General features: G+C 46.0%; 15 protein-coding genes and 2 pseudogenes. 8 read left to right on the forward strand and 9 right to left on the reverse strand.

The window, feature by feature from the left end:
* Window positions 1-183 precede the first annotated feature (183 nt).
* The 7 genes and pseudogenes from QMK20_RS01010 to QMK20_RS01040 all read left to right on the forward strand — a co-directional run.
* Window positions 184-1,026: an aldo/keto reductase gene (locus QMK20_RS01010; RefSeq protein ID WP_283654212.1), complete on the forward strand. Its 843-nt coding sequence runs from the start codon at window positions 184-186 to the stop codon at window positions 1,024-1,026.
* Window positions 1,027-1,194: 168 nt separating this feature from the next.
* Window positions 1,195-2,226 carry a LacI family DNA-binding transcriptional regulator gene (locus QMK20_RS01015; protein WP_283654213.1) on the forward strand — a complete coding sequence of 344 codons (1,032 nt, stop codon included), beginning with the start codon at window positions 1,195-1,197 and terminating at the stop codon, window positions 2,224-2,226.
* 183 nt (window positions 2,227-2,409) lie between these two features.
* The gene (locus QMK20_RS01020; protein WP_283654214.1) at window positions 2,410-3,885 is read left to right on the forward strand and encodes a glycoside hydrolase family 32 protein; all 1,476 of its coding nucleotides are present in this window, start codon (window positions 2,410-2,412) and stop codon (window positions 3,883-3,885) included.
* A 69-nt stretch (window positions 3,886-3,954) separates the two neighbouring features.
* Window positions 3,955-5,373, forward strand: coding sequence for a sucrose-specific PTS transporter subunit IIBC (locus QMK20_RS01025; RefSeq protein WP_283654215.1), 1,419 nt, complete (start codon window positions 3,955-3,957; stop codon window positions 5,371-5,373).
* Between the two features lie 424 nt (window positions 5,374-5,797).
* Window positions 5,798-6,382, forward strand: coding sequence for a hypothetical protein (locus QMK20_RS01030; RefSeq protein ID WP_283654216.1), 585 nt, complete (start codon window positions 5,798-5,800; stop codon window positions 6,380-6,382).
* Between the two features lie 41 nt (window positions 6,383-6,423).
* Entirely contained in the window at window positions 6,424-6,771 is a 348-nt protein-coding gene (locus QMK20_RS01035) for a hypothetical protein (protein WP_283654217.1), read from the forward strand.
* A 93-nt stretch (window positions 6,772-6,864) separates the two neighbouring features.
* Window positions 6,865-7,428: pseudogene (locus QMK20_RS01040) on the forward strand (PTS transporter subunit EIIC); the annotation flags it as partial.
* Window positions 7,429-7,775: 347 nt separating this feature from the next.
* On the opposite strand, the gene QMK20_RS01045 reads toward QMK20_RS01040, so the two are convergent.
* From QMK20_RS01045 to QMK20_RS01055, 3 genes are all read right to left on the reverse strand, one after another.
* Window positions 7,776-9,194, reverse strand: coding sequence for a helix-turn-helix domain-containing protein (locus tag QMK20_RS01045; RefSeq protein ID WP_283654218.1), 1,419 nt, complete (start codon window positions 9,192-9,194; stop codon window positions 7,776-7,778).
* Window positions 9,195-9,745: 551 nt separating this feature from the next.
* Window positions 9,746-10,216 (reverse strand): helix-turn-helix transcriptional regulator, encoded by a 471-nt coding sequence (locus QMK20_RS01050; protein WP_283654219.1) that lies wholly within the window; start codon window positions 10,214-10,216, stop codon window positions 9,746-9,748.
* Window positions 10,206-10,535 (reverse strand): AraC family ligand binding domain-containing protein, encoded by a 330-nt coding sequence (locus QMK20_RS01055; protein ID WP_283654220.1) that lies wholly within the window; start codon window positions 10,533-10,535, stop codon window positions 10,206-10,208. Before QMK20_RS01055 ends, QMK20_RS01050 begins: the two co-directional genes overlap by 11 nt.
* A 201-nt stretch (window positions 10,536-10,736) precedes the next feature.
* Here QMK20_RS01055 and pyk point away from each other — a divergent pair, with 201 nt between their 5' ends.
* Window positions 10,737-12,152 carry a pyruvate kinase gene (pyk, locus tag QMK20_RS01060; RefSeq protein WP_283654221.1) on the forward strand — a complete coding sequence of 472 codons (1,416 nt, stop codon included), beginning with the start codon at window positions 10,737-10,739 and terminating at the stop codon, window positions 12,150-12,152.
* Window positions 12,153-12,229: 77 nt separating this feature from the next.
* On the opposite strand, the gene QMK20_RS01065 is transcribed toward pyk, so the two are convergent.
* The 6 genes and pseudogenes from QMK20_RS01065 to QMK20_RS01095 form a co-directional block, all read right to left on the reverse strand.
* Window positions 12,230-12,628 carry a hypothetical protein gene (locus tag QMK20_RS01065; protein ID WP_044646453.1) on the reverse strand — a complete coding sequence of 133 codons (399 nt, stop codon included), beginning with the start codon at window positions 12,626-12,628 and terminating at the stop codon, window positions 12,230-12,232.
* A gap of 258 nt (window positions 12,629-12,886) precedes the next feature.
* On the reverse strand, window positions 12,887-14,008 hold the full coding sequence (locus QMK20_RS01070) for a GerAB/ArcD/ProY family transporter (RefSeq protein ID WP_283654222.1): 1,122 nt from the start codon (window positions 14,006-14,008) through the stop codon (window positions 12,887-12,889).
* Window positions 13,998-15,149: a GerAB/ArcD/ProY family transporter gene (locus QMK20_RS01075; protein WP_283654223.1), complete on the reverse strand. Its 1,152-nt coding sequence runs from the start codon at window positions 15,147-15,149 to the stop codon at window positions 13,998-14,000. The genes QMK20_RS01070 and QMK20_RS01075 overlap by 11 nt, the downstream gene beginning before the upstream one ends.
* Window positions 15,150-15,438: 289 nt before the next feature.
* On the reverse strand, window positions 15,439-16,644 hold the full coding sequence (locus tag QMK20_RS01085; RefSeq protein ID WP_283654224.1) for a Ger(x)C family spore germination protein: 1,206 nt from the start codon (window positions 16,642-16,644) through the stop codon (window positions 15,439-15,441).
* 40 nt (window positions 16,645-16,684) lie between these two features.
* Window positions 16,685-18,281, reverse strand: a pseudogene (locus tag QMK20_RS01090) (spore germination protein).
* A 154-nt stretch (window positions 18,282-18,435) separates the two neighbouring features.
* Window positions 18,436-18,780 (reverse strand): DUF805 domain-containing protein, encoded by a 345-nt coding sequence (locus QMK20_RS01095; RefSeq protein ID WP_283654225.1) that lies wholly within the window; start codon window positions 18,778-18,780, stop codon window positions 18,436-18,438.
* Window positions 18,781-18,906 lie beyond the last annotated feature (126 nt).

Raw genomic sequence — 18,906 nt, forward strand, 5'->3', positions numbered from 1 at the left:
CGGAATGGTGGCTGTACAAGCGAAGCGATCGCTTTTGTCCCCGGATTTCTACCTTAAACCTAGGCTTCATTTAAGAAATCCGGGGGCGGTGGCGATGGGAAGCACCATCCGACTGCGTAGTGGCACGATAAGAAACTTTTAGTTCAGCTTATATAGTAGATAATTTAGGAAGGAAGATAAACAATGACTCAAAACTTACAAAGCACAACAACATTGCACAACGGAGTTCACATGCCTTGGTTCGGAATCGGGGTATTTAAGGTGGAGGAAGGCTCAGAGCTGGTCGATGCCATCAAGGCGGCTGTGAAGCATGGTTATCGCAGTATAGATACAGCCGCAGCCTATGCTAACGAAAGTAGTGTAGGACAAGCCATCCGGGAAGCTCTTCGGGAAAATAACCTGTCCAGAGAAGACCTTTTCGTAACGTCCAAAGTGTGGAATGCCGATCTGGGGTATGAAGAGACACGGGCAGCCTATGAAGCAAGCCTGGACAAGCTGGGTCTGGACTATCTGGATCTGTATCTGATTCATTGGCCGGTTCAAGGGAAGTATAAAGAAGCCTGGAGAACTTTAGAGTCCTTATATAAAGAAGGGCGGATCAAGGCTATCGGAGTCAGCAACTTCCAGATTCATCATTTGGAAGACCTTATGAAGGATGCTGAAATCACGCCAATGGTGAATCAGGTGGAATTTCATCCACAATTAACACAAACCGAGCTACTGCAATTCTGTCAAAAGAACAATATTCAAATGGAAGCCTGGTCCCCGTTAATGCAAGGCCAATTGCTTGATCATGCGGTACTGCAAGACATAGCGACCAAGTATGAAAAATCGGTGGCGCAAGTGATTTTGCGCTGGGATGTGCAGCAGGGAGTTGTCACCATTCCCAAGTCTACCAAGGCGCATCGGATTGTCGAAAATGCCGACATTTTTGATTTTGAATTGACGCAAGAGGATATGGACCGAATTCAGGCGTTAAATGCGAATCATCGTGTAGGTCCCGATCCGGATAACTTTGATTTTTAAACTCTATTTCCAAGATACGCCGTTCCTTTCTTTAATGAAAGGAGCGGTGTTTTTTGTCCTTGATGGGTCTGGAGCCACAGCATTCCAACCCCGCCATATGGTATTATAGGGTATGATAAAAGAGACGTTTTGGAAGCTTGTGAAAATGAAGACAATCCGGGGGACCTCATGAATAAGACGATTGCAGATATAGCCCAAATGGCTGGCGTGGCCAAGAGCACGGTATCCCGTTTTTTGAACGGCGGGGCTGTCAGCGTGGATACGAGACGTAAAATTGAAAAGGTGGTCAAGGCCACGGGTTATGTGCCTAATACCTTTGCCCAGAGCCTGAAAGCAAAGCGAACTAACATTATCGGAACCGTTGTGCCGCGTCTGGATTCCTTTGCCACATCCCATACGCTGATGGGTATAGATGAAGAACTTCGGGCCCAGCATTATCAGATGCTGATCTCGAATACGAGCCAGGATGTGAAACGTGAAATCGAAGCCATTTACGAGTTGGGTCGGCAAAAGATTTCCGGCATTATTTTACTGGCTGCTGAAATTACTGACGAGCATCTGACCGCGATCCGCGACATTGCGATTCCGGTTTTGCTGGTGGGGCAGCAGCACACGCAGCTTCACAGCCTTATCCATGATGACTACCGGGCGGGATATGATATCGGCGCATATGTTCTGTCACAGGGCCACCGTGAAATTGCCTACGTCGGCGTTACGGAAAAGGATGTCGCTGTCGGTGTGCGGCGCAAGGAGGGCTTTAAGCAGGCTGTTCGGGATGCATTGCCCAATCAAGCTCATAGGGACGATGTGAAGCAACTGGAGCGATCCGCCGGGTACGATATCAGATACTATGAAACCGGTTTTAAAATGTCCGATGCACGGGTGGCTGCGTCTGCGATTTTAGATGGATTTAAGCCGTCGTTAATGGTGTGTGCTACGGATAATATTGCGCTTGGCGTGATCAACGCGGCATATTCCAGAGGGATTGCCATTCCGTCGGAATTGTCGGTGACTGGCTTCGGGGGATACGATATTACGGAGGTGATTCATCCTGCGCTAACAACCGTGCAATATCCTTACATGGAAGCAGGACGCGTAGCGGCGCAAAATATTGTACGGCTGGTAGAACACAAACCGGTAGAGAAAGTGACTGTTATGAATTATTCTCTTATAGAGAGAGAAAGCGTTGACAAACGCTGAACAGGTGGATTATAATTTCTACGAAACCGGTTCCATAGCCTCGGGCACAAGTGGAATCGGTTGCAAATCCATGGATGAGTATATTTTTTTAATCGTACAGGAACCGGTTCCTATACATTATTTTTTTCATCAAATTGGAACCGGTTCCCGAGACGGAAGTTTTAATAAGAATGAGGTACACCTATGAAAATGACAAAAGAACAAAAGTATCGACTGATTGAGCAGGCAGAGCCCGGTGAAATAGCCAGCTTGGAGAAAAAGGTGGAGCAATGTCACTGGCGGCAGGAGTTTCATATTCAGCCATCGACAGGCTTGCTCAATGATCCCAATGGCTTTTCTTATTATCAGGGTGAATACCATTTGTTCTATCAGTGGTTCCCGTTTGGAACCGATCATGGAATGAAATACTGGTATCATTTGAAGTCCAGAGATTTGGTCACATGGGACGACGCAGGCATCGGTATCGCACCGGGAGATTATTTTGATTCACATGGTGCTTATTCAGGTAGCGCGATGGAGCATGAGGGCAAGCTGTATATGCTATATACGGGAAATACACGTGACGGGGACTGGATCAGACATCCTTATCAATGTATTGCCGTTATGGATGAGAGCGGTCTCATTACAAAATGGGAGCATCCCGTTATTCCGAACGTGCCGGAAGGATATACGGATCATTTTCGTGATCCCAAGCTGTGGAAGGACGGAGACAGCTTTTACTGTGTGATCGGTGCCCAGAGAGCGAATTTAACAGGCTGCGCCGTCCTTTATCGGTCAACCGACCTCCATACGTGGCGATTTGAGGGGGAACTGCACACAGGGCTGGAGACGTTTGGCTACATGTGGGAATGCCCCGATTATTTTGAACTGGACGGCTCGGGTGTATTGGTATTTTCTCCTCAGGGCCTGGAGCCTTCCGGGGATGAGAATCACAATATTTATCAGTCGGGTTACGTGATCGGCAAGCCGCTGGATACCGGGACCAGAATATTGGAGCATGGGGCATTCCGCGAGCTGGACCGTGGCTTTGACTTTTATGCACCGCAGACGATGATCGACCCGCAGGGGCGGCGTATCATGGTGGCATGGATGGGATTACCGGATATCGATTGTCCGACAGATCCGAACGGATGGGCGCATTGCCTGACGCTGCCGAGGGAGCTTACGCTTCATGAGGGCAAACTCATACAAAGGCCGATTCCTGAGCTGACTACGCTGCGTAAAAAGCGTGAGGAACGGGTAGCCGACACATTAACGTCGGAGAGCAAAACCTATACGGGCTTCAAGGGTACGGCTTATGAGCTGATTTGTGAGTATGATCTTTTGAGCGCCAAGGCATGCGGTATTGAATTCCGCGCAAGTGCGACCGAGAAAACGGTGATCCGATATGATGCCGTTAGCCGCAAGCTTGTGTTGGACCGTTCGCAATCGGGTGAGCCTGTCGCTGCTTCGTATGGTGAGATAAGACAGTGCGCCATGAATGGGAACCGTATCAAGCTTCATCTGTTCGTGGATACGTCTTCGGTGGAAATTTTCGTCAATGATGGGGAAGAGGTGTTCACCAGTCGTATTTTTCCGCACCCAGAGAGTGACGAAATACGCTTTTTTGCCGACAAGGGAGAGGCTCTCTTCCAAGCGGTAAAATGGGATTTTACATGAATATTCAAAATCATCAAGTGGATCGTTAATCATCAATAACATAACGGAATGAACGAGAGGATGAACATCATGGCGGAGAACCGGGAAATAGCCAAAGAAGTGATCCAAGCAATCGGTGGGAAGGATAATATTGAGTCCTTTGCTCACTGCGCGACACGCCTGCGGATTATGGTGCATGACAAGGAGAAGATTGATCAGAAAAAGGTCGAAGAAATCGACAAGGTCAAAGGAGCTTTTTTTAACTCGGGACAGTATCAGATTATTTTTGGTACAGGTACGGTCAATCGGATTTTCGAAGAAGTCGAGAAGCTCGGATTAACCGGAACATCTAAAGAAGAAGTGAAGAGTCAGGCGAAAAAGGAAGGCAACGTCTTCCAACGCTCCATTCGTACCTTTGGCGACGTATTTGTACCGATCATTCCGGTGCTGGTTGCTACGGGGCTGTTCATGGGATTGCGCGGTTTGCTTACCCAGCCGCAAATTCTGGCCCTGTTTGGCATGACGCCGCAGGATATTTCACCGAATTTCCTATTGTTTACCCAAGTATTGACGGATACGGCTTTTGCTTTTCTACCTGCGCTGGTCGCGTGGTCAGCCTTTAGAGTATTCGGCGGCAGCCCAGTGCTCGGTATCGTTCTCGGTTTGATGCTGGTGAACCCGGCCTTGCCCAACGCCTATGCTGTTGCGGACGGCTCAGCTCATCCCTTGACTATGTTCGGCTTCATCCCTGTAGTCGGTTATCAGGGCTCGGTATTGCCAGCGTTCTTCGTGGGTCTGATCGGAGCCAAGCTGGAACGGGGGCTGCGCAAACGGGTACCCGAAGCGCTGGATCTGATTCTTACGCCATTTTTAACACTGTTGATCATGATTATACTGGGGCTGTTTGCCATCGGTCCGGTTTTCCATTCTCTCGAAGAGTGGGTACTGCAAGGAACGACGTTTGTACTGGATTTGCCTTTCGGTATCGCAGGGATTGTCATCGGTTTTCTGCATCAGATTATCGTAGTTACGGGTGTGCATCATATATTTAATTTTCTGGAAATTCAACTGCTCGAAAAGAATGGCGTAAATGCCTTCAACGCGATCATTACTTGCGCTATGGCTGCCCAAGGTGCGGCTTGTCTGGCAGTTGGGCTGAAAACGAAGAACAGCAAGCTGAAGGCGTTAGCGCTTCCTTCCTCGTTGTCCGCTTTTCTGGGGATTACGGAGCCGGCTATTTTCGGTGTTAACCTGAGATATATGAAGCCTTTTGTCATGGGGCTGATCGGTGGGGCGGTCGGTGGGTTTATCGCTTCGCTCTTCCATTTGGCGGCTACAGGTATGGCCATCACGGTCATTCCGGGTACATTGCTCTACATGAACCACCAGCTTCCGCTTTATATCTTGGCGAACGTGGCTGCTATGGCAGTAGCTTTTGTCCTGACCTGGATTTTTGGCTATAATGATAAAATGCTGGAGGAAGTCAAAACAGCAGGTTCCTCCAATTAACACCACCCTGGTGGTAGGAATAAGAAAGCACACGCCTAGGAATTAAATGTAACGGTCGTTCTACTTTGGAGCGCTCTCGCCCCTTGTTAAAAAGGGCTGCTAGAGAAAGTATCCAAGTGGGGCGGCCGTTTTTTTTTGAAATTTAGTATTTCGTACCCGGTTACGCATCATGACTTTGATTGCCAGTCAGTTCGGAAGCGCAACGGGTTGCCAGAGTATTTACAATGACATGGACTTGGGTCGTAGAATAGTTTCCTTCCTTTAATGCGGTATTCCTTGACAAACTGTAGCGATTTTTATCAAATCCCGAAAAACAAAATTTTATGTCAATTATGTAAAAATTTCAAAAAATATATATACGATGGTTATTTTGTGTGTTATCATATAGAAGTTGTTAAAATTTAGTATTTGGAGGCAATTATCTGTGAAAAAACTTCTTGTAACAATGCTAGTTATTATGTTGGTGGCCATTGGGCTGAATCCTGCAAGCTCTTATGCAGATTCATCTTCATCGGCTAAAGACGCTTCTAACCAGTCCCTATTCCCACCCTACTCCTCAATTGTTAATTCGGATACGCTCTTGAGCGGCTTGACGCTCGAGGAGTATAATGAAGCTATAGCCAATGCAGTTCCACTGGAGTCAGTAATTGTAAAAAGTGATAAAACTCAATCTATTGAAAAAATTTCCCCTATGGCTGTGCCATCTTGGTCATTTAGCCACCTAGGTCGTAACGATGGATTTTGGTCAGATAAGTTTTCAATTGGTTATGCAGGGTATGTACCTGTAAGTGTGGTGCAGTGGGGAGATGATAGTTCTTGGTCTCAACCTGATGTTGGTTATACACTCGTGAGTAGAGATTATTTGGGCAAGGTTCGCATGGTTTCTGGAAGATATACAGGCACGAATACAAAATTTGAAATCAAGGTACCAGAAGCTGGACAATACCAAATGTTAGTAAATAATTTTAATGACTACACTATTTCAGGGAACGGATTCATGGGTTATTAAATTTTGTTAATTGGATTATTTTTGGAAGGGAGGAAGTGAGTGTGAACAAGCGACTCAGACCAGTAGTTATTATTTTAAGTCTAATTGTCGTTGTCGGAGGGGCGGTGGCTGTTATCAAAAGTCAGACCTTTGCGAACAGCAGTAAGCCTCAAACCCAAACTACCAATGATCCTGACTGGCTCACACCTGAGAAAAAGAAGGAGATAAACGAGAAAGTGTTATCTTCACAAGCAGAAATTATACACTCAAAATATGGAGATTTTTTCCCTGTTGAAGTTCCGAATGAGTATCCAAGCGATCAGGTTGCAAATCGGGACAATCAAGAGGAGATAACAGCTCAGACAAAGCAAATTATCAAGAATAATTTTGTTTACGAAAAAAAAGAGTGAAAAAATTATTTTTTCTAGAACGCTCGTAAAAATGAGCGTTCTTTTTTGTGCGCCATGCATGGCGGGTAACTAGGCGGTGAAAGTCCGCTATGGGGGCTGACAGTTGCCAAGCTGGAGTGGGCGCTTTGCAAACGGGTACCCGAAGCGCTGGATCTGATTCTTACGCCATTTTTAACACTGTTGATCATGATTATACTGGGGCTGTTTGCTATCGGTCCGGTTTTCCATTCTCTTGAAGAGTGGGTACTGCAAGGAACGACGTTTGTACTGGATTTGCCTTTCGGTATTGCAGGGATTGTCATCGGCTTCCTGCATCAGATTGTCGTCGTTACGGGTGTGCATCATATATTTAATTTTCTGGAAATTCAACTGCTCGAAAAGAATGGCGTAAACGCCTTCAACGTGATCATTACTTGCGCTATGGCTGCCCAGGGTGCGGCTTGTCTGGCGGTTGGACTGAAAACGAAGAACAGCAAGCTGAAGGCGTTAGCGCTTCCTTCCTCGTTGTCCGCTTTTCTGGGGATTCCGGAGCCGGCTATTTTCGGGGTCAACCTGAGATATATGAAACCATTTGTCATGGGCCTCATCGGTGGGGCGGTCGGCGGCTTTATCGCTTCGCTCTTCCATTTGGCGGCTACAGGTATGGCATCTACTGTTGGCGAAGCTCCATATGTAGCATCAACTGATGAAGTCTTTGCATGTAAGGGGAATTTATAAAAATGGAATAAACAGTAATAAAGTCCCGTCGTAAAACTCTATAAAATTCTAACTATAAGACCAATAGAACAAATAAATTGAGAACTATCATTTCTCGTAACTTAATATTTTTTTACTATTAAATATAAATATGTATAATAAAAACAAAAAAATCCACGCCGACCAGTTAAGGTTAGCGGGGATTTCTTTTGTTCCTATCCGTTTAAGCACCTCCAATGGTAACGTAAGGCTGAATACTATGGTGGTGGTTAAGTGCTTGATCCGGCACAGTGACAATAAACAAAAAGCTAGCCGCGATGATCAGCAGTACCATTTTTTTCAACATTGTTCATCCACACCTTTTCAATAAGATTTAAAAATGCTGCTTTAGTTTCTGGAACCGAATAATCCTGAAAGTGTAGAAATAGGCCCATACAATTTATAAAATAAGTCTCATTATTTAGTTTATGATAACTGATCATTGAATACATCAAATGTTTAAAGCCATCAATGTAAGAACCTCGATGTAAATCATAATAAGCTAATTCGTAACCAAACCACGCGATATAGTCCGGTATCACCTGTTGAGTATACATATCATCGGATGGAGGCTGTTCAGAAAGAGAACTAATCTCCGTTTCAAACCGTTGAAGTATATCATCCACGTCCAATTCAAATCGGTTTGCTGCAATTATAACATTCAACAATTTGGAGATTTCCTCTTGTTCATTAGAGCCTGATGTCGCTGCAATATATTCAACATAATCTTGAAGCACGCTTATATCTCCAGACAAAAGCTTATATACGTGAGTATTACCTTCCGCCCAATGTTGAAACAAACCGATCCAGTGTCGGGTATCCTCGTCCTTCTCTTCGACCCAATCTAAATTAGCGTAGGCATATGTATAATCTAGAGCTTGTTGAAAATCGCCTTGGGCTTCACAGACACTTGCACACAACAGGTCAGCATAGGTGATGTACACAAACATAGGACGACTTAGCTTTTTTTCGGACTCCTTATGCTCTCGTTTCTTCTGTTGATGTTTCATCGAATATTGAATTTCCGCTTTCACCTTCATTTTTCGAGCTATTTCATCAAGCCTATCCCATTGACGCAAAGACCTGTACACGTTAGCCAAGTCCTTCAATGCGTCAAGCTGATCTATTTCATCCAAGCGCTCAACAAAAGCTTCAAATATCGTTGCTGCCCTGAGATTTCGGTTTTGATCGTCTCCAATCTGGATCGTGAATATACGATATTGACAGACTGCCAAGCGTTCAGAATGTTGGTACTTCTCCACTTCTGCTACATTCTCATAGAGCACCAGCGCAGCAGCATGTCGTCCTTGTGCCAATAGCGCTTCTGCAATTTCAAATAGTTTAGGTGAATAGAGTAGATTGTCCATGATTTGTCCAACGATTCGACTGATCGCATCCAGCTTGTCCAGCTCTGCACAACGATATAGCAACCGCTCAATTCGACGCATATTGGGAGAGTGTTCGATGATGTAGTCATCTATGAATCGTTCGTAAAAAAAGCCTTCCGGTAAATCCATAGCCTCAGTGATTAGATCAAGCTGGTTAACAGATATAGGACTATTACCAGTTACAATGCCACTTACTATTCCTCTGTTAATGCCTGCAATATTCCCGAATTGCGTTAGGCTCAAACCCTCTTGTTTTAGGTATTTGTCTAATTCCGCCCGAATCGTAGGTGTATGCTTCAAGTCATAACCACCCTTCACATAAAAATTCCATAATTTTATATTCTTTCATTCTATTTTTCTCCAAAATTAACCATATGTCAATATATTTTTTACTAATGTATAAAGGCGAATTTTGGCATATTAATGCATATGGAAATGGAAAGGACGAGTGATGGAAGCGGAAGTAAGAGGGTGAAAAAGCGCACTCCATAAAGAGCGCGACTTGTGAGCGAAGCGCTGGGGCATCGGTAAATGATTTCAATCCACGCACTCACATGTAGTGCGACAGCGAAAATGCAGTGATTGATACCCTATTGGTATCAATATCATACATTTTCGCAATAAACGATGCCGAAAAGGCTTGAATCAAGCATTGACATTCACCCATTACAACCCATCTAAGTCCTTTTCGACAAATTTCGAGGTGTGAAGGAACCGGGGTTTTTATGTGAGATTCACATTCGCACTTTATAAAATGAGGTATTTGTTGTCTATCCAGTTGAATCCAACATACATTTAAATACGGAGTTCCGCAAACTTTTCCGCCTTCTCTTTCCACTGTACAAGACAAGCTAAACGATCGAAGACCGTTCATCCAGAAATTCGGATGGGGAGCAGCCTGTCAGCCGTTTGAATATCCGATGAAAATAGGAAACATCACTATACCCCACATACTCTGAAATTTCACGAATCGTCAGTCGGGACTCGGTCAGCATGTAGATGGCGGTTTTAATACGTTGCGTATGTACATGCTCGCTGATCGTTTGGCGTGTTACCTCGCGCAGCAGTGTGGCTGCGTAGTTGGGCGTTTTACGGATCGCGTCGCCAAGCTCCTCCTTCGTCACCTTTTCCCGATAATGATTCTGAATATACTGCTTCATATGCTCTACATGCTTCTCTTTATCGCAAGAAACGGCACCCTTGTCCCACTCCTGATTGATATAAATCATCGCTTCGGTCAGCAAGCAGTCAGCCATCATTGCATAGTAGCTCGGACGCTCCGTCCATTGGTAGTACACCGACTTGATCCGTTCATGCAGCATATCGTAGCATCCCAGCTTGATCAGCAACGGCTGGTCTGTATTCAGTAGGGGGGAGTGCGTGGTTCGTACATGTTTTGCGGCAATGTATCACATACTTGGTATGAAAAAGTGTAGGAATGCTCTTGCCGTAGTAAGGCAAATGTCCGGGCAGAATCAGCGCTTCTCCCTTGCCGAGAATAAACTTGCAACCGTTCACCCAATATACACATTTTCCAAAGGTAACCAAAATGAACAGTAAGTCATCGTCGCTGCTATTCGGGCCAGCCTTTTCGTACCAGTCTATACCATGGTCCTGTCGCATGTCCGTCATTGTAATCACGAGGCCCACTCTCCGATGTCTTAAAAAATTATTGTACTGTAGTACATTCATCATACTATAGTTCATAGTCTTGGCGCACGGGTACAAGTAAAATAGAACCATAGAAGTTTAATAGATAGAGAACTGAGGATTTTGCAAAAATCCTGAAGTGAAAGTGGATAGAAACCAAACAGTAAAGACATTCAGGAGGATGACATTACTATGCTTAAAACGAAAATTATCTGTACTATGGGACCTGCCTGCGACTCCATTCATTTGTTAAAAGAAATGATCCAGGCTGGTATGACAGTAGCCCGCTTGAACATGGCTCACGGGGAGCTGGAAGATCACGTTAAACGTATTGAAAATGTGCGACAGGCTGCGAAGGAACTGAACACCTTTATTCCCGTCATGATGGATATCAAAGGACCGGAAATACGGATTGGCAAGCTGAAAGAAGCGTCCTGTCTGCTGAAGCCAGGTAGCCAGCTTATTTTGACCACGGAAGAAATTTTGGGGGACGAGCACCGCATTTCGGTCAACTACCCGGATATGCCGAAGGATATCAAAGCAGGCGACCGTATTCTCATTGATGATGGCTTGGTCGATCTGACTGTAACCTCTATTGAGGGAACCGAAATGATCTGTACCATTGTAAGCGGCGGTATTTTGAAGCCAAGAAAAGGTGTGAACCTGCCAGGGATTCATACGACCCTTCCGGGCGTGACAGAGCGCGATGTGAAGCACATCCAATTCGGGGTGGAGCAGCGCATTGAGCTTATTGCGGCTTCTTTTGTGCGTAAAGGCGACGATATTCGCGAAATTCGCGAGATTTTGAAGGGACATAACGCTGAGCATGTACAAATTTATTCTAAAATTGAAAATGCCGAAGGTATGGAAAACCTCGATGATATTATCAAGGCTTCGGACGGTATTATGGTAGCCCGTGGTGATCTGGGCGTGGAAGTGCCGATTCAGGACGTACCTGTGATGCAAAAGGAAATGATCGACAAGTGTAATCTGGTCGGCAAGCCGGTAATCGTGGCTACACACATGCTGGAGTCCATGCAGGTCAACCCGCGTCCGACGAGAGCCGAAGTTAGTGACGTGTTTAACGCCGTTATGCAAGGAGCCGATGTGGTTATGCTGTCGGGCGAATCTGCTGCGGGTAAATACCCTGTTGAATCCGTACGGACAATGGCTGCTGTAGCTGCCAGAGCTGAATCGCAATTTGATTATCAGGAGCAGTTCGATAAGCGCAGAGCACGCCAAAGCACGAACATTACCGAGGTCATCAGTCAAGGTGCGGTTAGTTCGTCCCTGGAGCTGGATGCCAAAGCAATCATTACGTCTACGGCCAGCGGCTTCACGGCCCGTATGGTGTCCAAATATCGTCCGAAGGCTCCAATTATTGCAGTTACCCCGAACAATACGGTGTTCGCTAAAATTTGTCTGTTATCCGGGGTATTCCCGGTCAAAGGCGATAAGGTAGTGACGACGGATGAAATGTTCGAATCCTCCATCCGCAACGCCCTGAATGCAGGGTATATTCAAAAAGGAGACACCGTTGTCGTGTCGGCAGGCGTTCCTGTCGCAGAGGCCGGTGCCACCAACCTGATTCGAGTACATCAAGTGTAAGCGTAGATACAGACAGCAGAAAGGCGCTGATCCCCAACGGGCTCAGCGCCTTTTTTACATACTATTGTGTTGCAGGCTTACAGTCCAAACACACTCTTGGCAACGACCTGCGTCAACTCTGCCTTATGGGCTTGGTACTGTTCAGGCGTAATGCTCTTGCTGGCCAGCCGTTGATCCAGCTGCTCTGTCAACTGAGCCACCTGCAAATCAACGACAGCCTGAGCGTCCCGTTCATTATATTGTGCAATATCTGCCAAGGTTTGACCGTTATACAACGCATCATACAATTGCTCATCCGAGGATACACCCAGTGTTTCCAGCAGCTCATCATCCTTGGAAGCCTCACTATCCTGTAGCTGAAGGGCTCTTTCTGGAGCCAGTGCAGAAGCATTGGCCCGACTTCCCCATGTAGAGGACTGCCCAATAGACAACGCCAGCAACAAGGTGCAGATAACCATGATTCGTTTTCGATTCATAAGAGTAAAGTCTCCTTTTGATTTCTTTGAAATTCTGACAAGGTGGAGCGGTATATGGATATCCAACGGGAGTAATATTCATGCTTTTAGCCCATCTGGCTTTTATGTAGTTACCAGATTCTTAAATACATCATACACGCCCAATCTTAGCGCCAGCTTAATACTCGTTTAAAATAAACTAAAAGTTCGCATTGTAAACAGGTAACAGCAAAAAAATTTCACCGATGCTTGTAGGATGGCTCGTACGATGGATGTGATCTATCCTTCGGTCCCTGTTTTTTTCTTTGACCAGATTTTTCGTATCCCATGCATACAGAGCAGCAGCAGAGGCAGAAAAAGGCCCATAGATAAGGAAAAAGGTGTCCATATTTTTGCATCCCAGGATTGCTGGTATGGGACATTTGGGTATATGATCACCGACATGACGATCAGGATCATTCCGATAGGGAAGATCAGCGGACGATCATCTTTTAGATTAAAGATTTGGCTAATGGCTATCATAATCGATTGCATATACAGAGCCAGCCTGAAAAAGAGCGAAATAAACCACATGGCAGCCATGATCGCTTCAATACGCTGAAGAAAATTTCCAATGTTTATTTTTTTGGCTAATGAATAGCTCGGATATATATTTCTTGCTGTTAAATCAGGGCCAAAAACCAAAACGGCCAATACAATGAGTACAACCAGAACCAACCCGCCAATCAGGCCTCCTGTTAAAAAAGCCCTGCGCGCTTGATCAGGCTGATCTACAAACGGAAAAATCATGAGAAAAACAATATGGGTCAGAAACGCAATACTAATAAAGGACAAGGCGGCAGACCAAATGGGTCCAACTCCCTTCTCCAGCATCGGTTGGATGTTCTCCAGCTTGATATTGGATACGATTAAAACGACAAAAGCTGTATACAGCAAAATGAACAAGGGAAACAATAGTTCAGCAGAACGGGCTACCGTTTCCAGTCCCAGGCGCACGCCCATCAATACAATGAGCGCAAAGAGGATGTTGACCGCTTGCATCGGCGTTTCCGGCATCATTTGAGTAGTCAAAAAATTCCCCAAATCATACAACACCGCAGCAGGACCCCCCAGAAAAAACATAACCATAAACAGTAGAGCAATGGATTTCCCCAACCACTTGCCCAAAAGGGTCTCCATGATTTCGATCAGGGTCATCTGCGGATACAGGATGGTGATCGTGTTGTACAGCCATATCAACAGCAGCCCGGCGCCCACTCCGACGAGTGCAGCGATCCATGCATCCTGTTTAGCTGTAGCGGCCATAACAGAAGGGATGACGAGAATTGCAGTGCCGATTGTAAATAATATCGTTAAGATCAACAATTGACGTGTGGAGATTTTGACTTGCTTATGCACCATCCTCACCTCTATTTTCACGTTTATCATCCGGCTTGTTATTCTTGTTTGTCCCCAGCCTTTTCAGGGCATGTATACTGAGCAGCAGTAAGGGTAAAAACACCCCGAACGATAGTGCATAGGGAATCCACGTCTTGGTATCATAAGCTTGTTGATAAGGCACATTGGGATATACGATGGTCGACAAGGCGACTAAAAGAATGCCGAGAGGAAGCACTAGCTGGCGGTCATTTTTCAAGCGAAAGATTTGGGCTATGGCTGTCACAATGGAGTGCATATACAACGTGATCCTGAAAAAGAGCGAAATAAACCACATCGTAGCCATGATCGCTTCGATACGTTGTAGAAAATTGCCGATGCTAATTTTTTTGGCTAACGCATAGCTTGGATATATATTTCTTGCGGTTAGATCAGGACCTAGTACCAAAATAGCCAATGAAACGACCACGACCAACATTAATCCGCCAATCAGGCTTCCTGTGAAAATAGCTTTACGGGCTTGGTCGAAACGATTGACAGAAGCCGGGAAGATCATGAGCAGAATGATGTGAGGCAGGAACGCTGTGCTGACAAAGGACAGGGCAGCAGACCCAATAGGCCCGACTCCAGCCTCCAGTACAGGTTGAACATTTTCCAATTTAATATTGGACACTATCAAACCCGTAAAAGAAATATAAAGCAGAATAAATAACGGAAACATCAATTCGGCAGAACGAGCTATCACTTCCAGTCCCAGCCGGACAGCCAACAATATAATAAGCGCAAAAAGAATGTTTACCGCTTGAATCGGTGTTTCCGGGATCATTTGAGTGGTCATAAAATTCCCCAGGTAGAATAAAACGGGAATAGGAGCATTGATGAAAAATGTGGCGAAAAACAGAAGACCGACAGCTTTGCCTAGCCACTTTCCGAGCAGGGCTTCCATAATTCCAATCAGGGTCTTCTGCGGATACAGCGACGCAAGCTTGATGTACAAATACAAGACGAGAAGCCCGGCCACGACCCCGACAAGCGCGGCCATCCACGCATCCTGCTTGGCTACCTCCGCCATGCCTGACGGGATGATGAGGATTGCGCTCCCGACCGTATATAAAGTCGTCAAGATCATAAGTTGACGTGCTGAGATTTTGATCTGCCCGGGCACTAATTTCACCTCGTCTTATTTTATTAGACCGATATGGGTCAGGAAATCGCTGAATGGTCTATACACGGCTGCGATCCAATCCAGAGGAGTAGGAATAAACCCACTTAATACCTTGGCACTGCTGATCCCGACCCCAAGAAATAGCAGGATGTAAAACAGCCAAAGTTCTTTTTTAAACCCTTTTTCCGCATGTACGGGACCTCAAACATGCTGATTGCAACAGCGACCAGCAGTATGCCCAGCACGTTCATTATTTTAGGCAGCATCTTTTAACACCTTCTTTGGTAGGTTACTCCTTCATATCATTCAGGAATGAGCTGCCAATCGTGCCCAAGCGTCGAATTTTGAAATCGACCTTGATATCTACAGGCAATTCTGCGAAATGCTCACGATCCCAATTTTTTTTCAGTGCACTCCAGGTCTTCGGATCAGCACGGTGAATGGCTTCGCCGAATCCGAAAATGTCAGCTTTGTACGATTTTTGAGCTTTTCTGACGGCTGATTTCATAATCCCTTCGACCTTTTCTTCCTCTTTCTTCTCCAGCTCATAAATCGTGCTCACTTTAGTTAAATCCAGGCCCTGACATTCGACTTCTCCCACATTGGCCTCAACATGCATTTTAATATTGATCCGGGGCTCCCCCCTATGCACGTTTCCTTTTATGGCAGTTTGGGTCCGAATGATCTCCGTGACGACTTTTCCGCCTTCGGGGCAGGCCACAAAGCCGACAGAGCTTTGCACTTTGCCGAGAATGAAGTTGTAGCCCCTGCTTTCCGTTTCGTCTAACCATCCGATTAATTTGTCTTTTTTGAACACTGCAAGTCCCGAGTACTGTAAACGGACAGGTGGGTCGATCTGTTGGACATTGCTGTTCGATTCTCCCATTTCGGTATTGCCAACGATCCGAAGTCCTGTCAAGACAGGCTGCATTCCTTCGCTGGTGAGAGCTGCAATCAATTCATCCAGGGTTACCGTCATACTGGGCGACCAGTTTTTCTCTGATGTTTCCAGGGCGGAGAAAAGATCATTCGCCGGAATCGGGTCCAGGGGTGTCATAATTTTCAATGTGTCCTCCGCACTGGTGCCCTTTGACACCACAATATAAAAGTCGGTGCGAAACTGATGATCCCTGGAGAGTAAATCGAGAGCTTTCGCCATCCCTTCCGTTGCTATCGACTCACCGATTACGCATATGCGCAGGTGAGAAAAATACATTTTTCGGGGACTGAGCGTCGTAATTTTCCGGATGGCTTCAAACACAGTATCCGCTTCCGTGGTGTACAACGTGGCTGGAGCCCTACTGCCTGATCCTTTTTTGGATGCTGCTTCTCCGGGGTCCACAACCTGGACGGAGACACGGAATTGATCTCCATGTTTATCGATCCCCATCCCGACGGCGATAGCAAGCTCATTCAGCTCCCTGCGGTTCCAACAGCCCGTCAGAAGCAAGACGAGTGTAAGCATCAGGAACAGAAATGCCGTCTTCTGTTTCATGCTTGTCTACTCCTTTCCGTCTGTTCCTGTCTTCTTCGCTTTATTCCCGTGGTTTCCGAGGCGGGGTGCTGTTTCGGCGATTCACATTTTTCTGATTTATCAGCCGGGGACGTGTAATCATCATCCAGTGAGGAAGCCGAAAGATGGTATCCTTGGTGTCCGACGGTATTAAAGGGGCAAAAGGAGCCATATAGGGAATGCCAAACGAACGAAGGCTGCACATATGCAGGATGAGGGCAATGCCGCCGACGATAATCCCGAATAGTCCAAATGAAGCGGCAAGCCCCATCAAGGGGAAGCGCAGCATACGAAAAGCGATGGACATATTATAGGCAGGCAGGACGAAGCTGGAAATCGCAGTAATGGATACGACAATAACCATCGCCGCTGATATGATCCCGGCCTGGACAGCCGCTTGTCCGATGACGAGCGTGCCTACGATAGAGACGGCTGCCCCGATATACTTTGGCATGCGGACGCCGGCTTCCCGTAATATTTCAAAAGTCAATTCCATCATGAGCGCTTCGATAAAGGCGGGAAAAGGAACGGACTCCCGCTGTGCCGCCAGACCGATCAGCAGTGAGGTTGGCAGCATTTCCTGATGAAACGTAGTGATGCTAACATATAAGGACGGACCAAGCAGGGAAATGAAGACCCCGGTGTAACGAAGAACCCGGATGAAACTGCTGATGTCCGCACGCTGATAATAATCCTCCGCCGCATGTAGAAAGGAAACAAACAGCGCAGGTACGACAAGCACAAACGGGGTTCCATCTATCAGGATCGCGATCTTGCCTTCCAGCAGCTCGGCGGCGATGACGTCCGGGCGTTCGGAGTTGTATACTGTCGGAAAAGGGGTAAATGTTTCGTCCTGAATTAACTCCTCGATATATCCGCTTTCAAGAATGCCGTCTACATCAATGCGATTCAGCCGTTCATGTACTTCTTCGACCAATTTATGGTCCACGATTCCCTTGATATACATGACTGCGACATCGGTTTGGGTCACGCGGCCCAATTTGTTTTGTTTCCAGCCACAGGTTCGGATCTTTAATCTTACGTCGGATCAAGGCTGTATTCGTGCGCAGTGTTTCCGAAAATCCTTCTCGCGGCCCACGGACGACATTTTCCGAGGCGGGCTCGGTGACCCCGCGATCCTTCCATCCTCGTGCGCTGGCCACGATTCCCTGCGTCTCACCGTCAACCAAAATGATTGCATCTCCGGATAACAGAGCGTTATATAAGGTTTCAAAGTCGGTAACATCCCGGATGTCCCCGATGGTCAGGGCGTAATCTTTTAAAATCTGCAATACATGGGAGGAGGTTTGGATGCTACGCTCCACGTCGCTGGACAAGCTGCTATCCAGCATCATCGACTCCATAATGAAGTCAGAGACTATATTTTTATCCGCCAAACCGTCGGTATAGAGGATCGCAATGATTTGTTCACCATCCTTGCCGATACGAACCTCTCTTATGATGATGTCGGTGCTGTTACCGAGTGCTTGTCTGATCCGCTGAAGATTTGACCCGATATTTGGACTGAGCTGCGCCTCTGAATGTGCAGGCTTACTCTCGGTGTGCTGGACAGGTGGCTTTTTAAACTTGTTGTGGATGCTTCTATTCCGAAAACGCATGAATGTTCGCCCTCTCCTTGCGGATGTTTTTTAATCCAGTATGGACGCAGTGGGCTTCTCATAAACTTACTATTGGAATTTCGATGGGTAGAAGGGGAATATGAAAAGAACCTCTTTCACAAGAATGAAAGAGGTTCTCAGGCATTTGCACCAATTACAATTTAGGATTTTTCCCATATTTGTTCTCAGCGGGTTGACTGTCTTGGCATAAGAATACAATCAGGATAATAGTACCAACAAGAGGGATTAAACTGATCAAAATCCACCATCCGGTTCTGCCTGTGTCGTGCAGTCTACGGGCTATAACGGCCAGAGACGGCAACAGGACAGCCAAAGAATAAAGGTACGTCAAGATCGGAGTTAAGCCCACAAGACCATCGATCAAACCGATTATAAAAGCCGCGATCACATTGAACAGAGCAAACATCCAGTATTCTGTACGTCGTGCTCTACCTTGGAATCCTACATAGTTTTTTAATCCATTTAAATACCATTGCATATATTTTCACCTCCTCAAAAAAATTTAAAGGTTTACTTTAAGGTAATTCAAAATTGTTCTTTTAGGTATATCGGCAGGAAGGAAATAGAATTTTACTTGTAAAATTATGGTTCTAAAATGGGCGTA

The sequence above is a fragment of the Paenibacillus sp. RC334 genome (assembly GCF_030034735.1).
Taxonomy (GTDB): Bacteria; Bacillota; Bacilli; order Paenibacillales; family Paenibacillaceae; genus Paenibacillus; species Paenibacillus terrae_A.

Excerpts from the sequence above, each read along its gene's own strand:
- QMK20_RS01050 (WP_283654219.1), bottom strand. The coding sequence starts at position 10,216 with ATGCTGCATGAACGGATCAAGTCGGTGTACTACCAATGGACGGAGCGT.
- QMK20_RS01095 (WP_283654225.1), bottom strand. The coding sequence starts at position 18,780 with ATGCAATGGTATTTAAATGGATTAAAAAACTATGTAGGATTCCAAGGT.
- QMK20_RS01015 (WP_283654213.1), top strand. The coding sequence starts at position 1,195 with ATGAATAAGACGATTGCAGATATAGCCCAAATGGCTGGCGTGGCCAAG.
- QMK20_RS01085 (WP_283654224.1), bottom strand. The coding sequence starts at position 16,644 with ATGAAACAGAAGACGGCATTTCTGTTCCTGATGCTTACACTCGTCTTG.
- QMK20_RS01010 (WP_283654212.1), top strand. The coding sequence starts at position 184 with ATGACTCAAAACTTACAAAGCACAACAACATTGCACAACGGAGTTCAC.
- QMK20_RS01025 (WP_283654215.1), top strand. The coding sequence starts at position 3,955 with ATGGCGGAGAACCGGGAAATAGCCAAAGAAGTGATCCAAGCAATCGGT.
- QMK20_RS01070 (WP_283654222.1), bottom strand. The coding sequence starts at position 14,008 with ATGGTGCATAAGCAAGTCAAAATCTCCACACGTCAATTGTTGATCTTA.
- pyk (WP_283654221.1), top strand. The coding sequence starts at position 10,737 with ATGCTTAAAACGAAAATTATCTGTACTATGGGACCTGCCTGCGACTCC.
- QMK20_RS01020 (WP_283654214.1), top strand. The coding sequence starts at position 2,410 with ATGAAAATGACAAAAGAACAAAAGTATCGACTGATTGAGCAGGCAGAG.
- QMK20_RS01065 (WP_044646453.1), bottom strand. The coding sequence starts at position 12,628 with ATGAATCGAAAACGAATCATGGTTATCTGCACCTTGTTGCTGGCGTTG.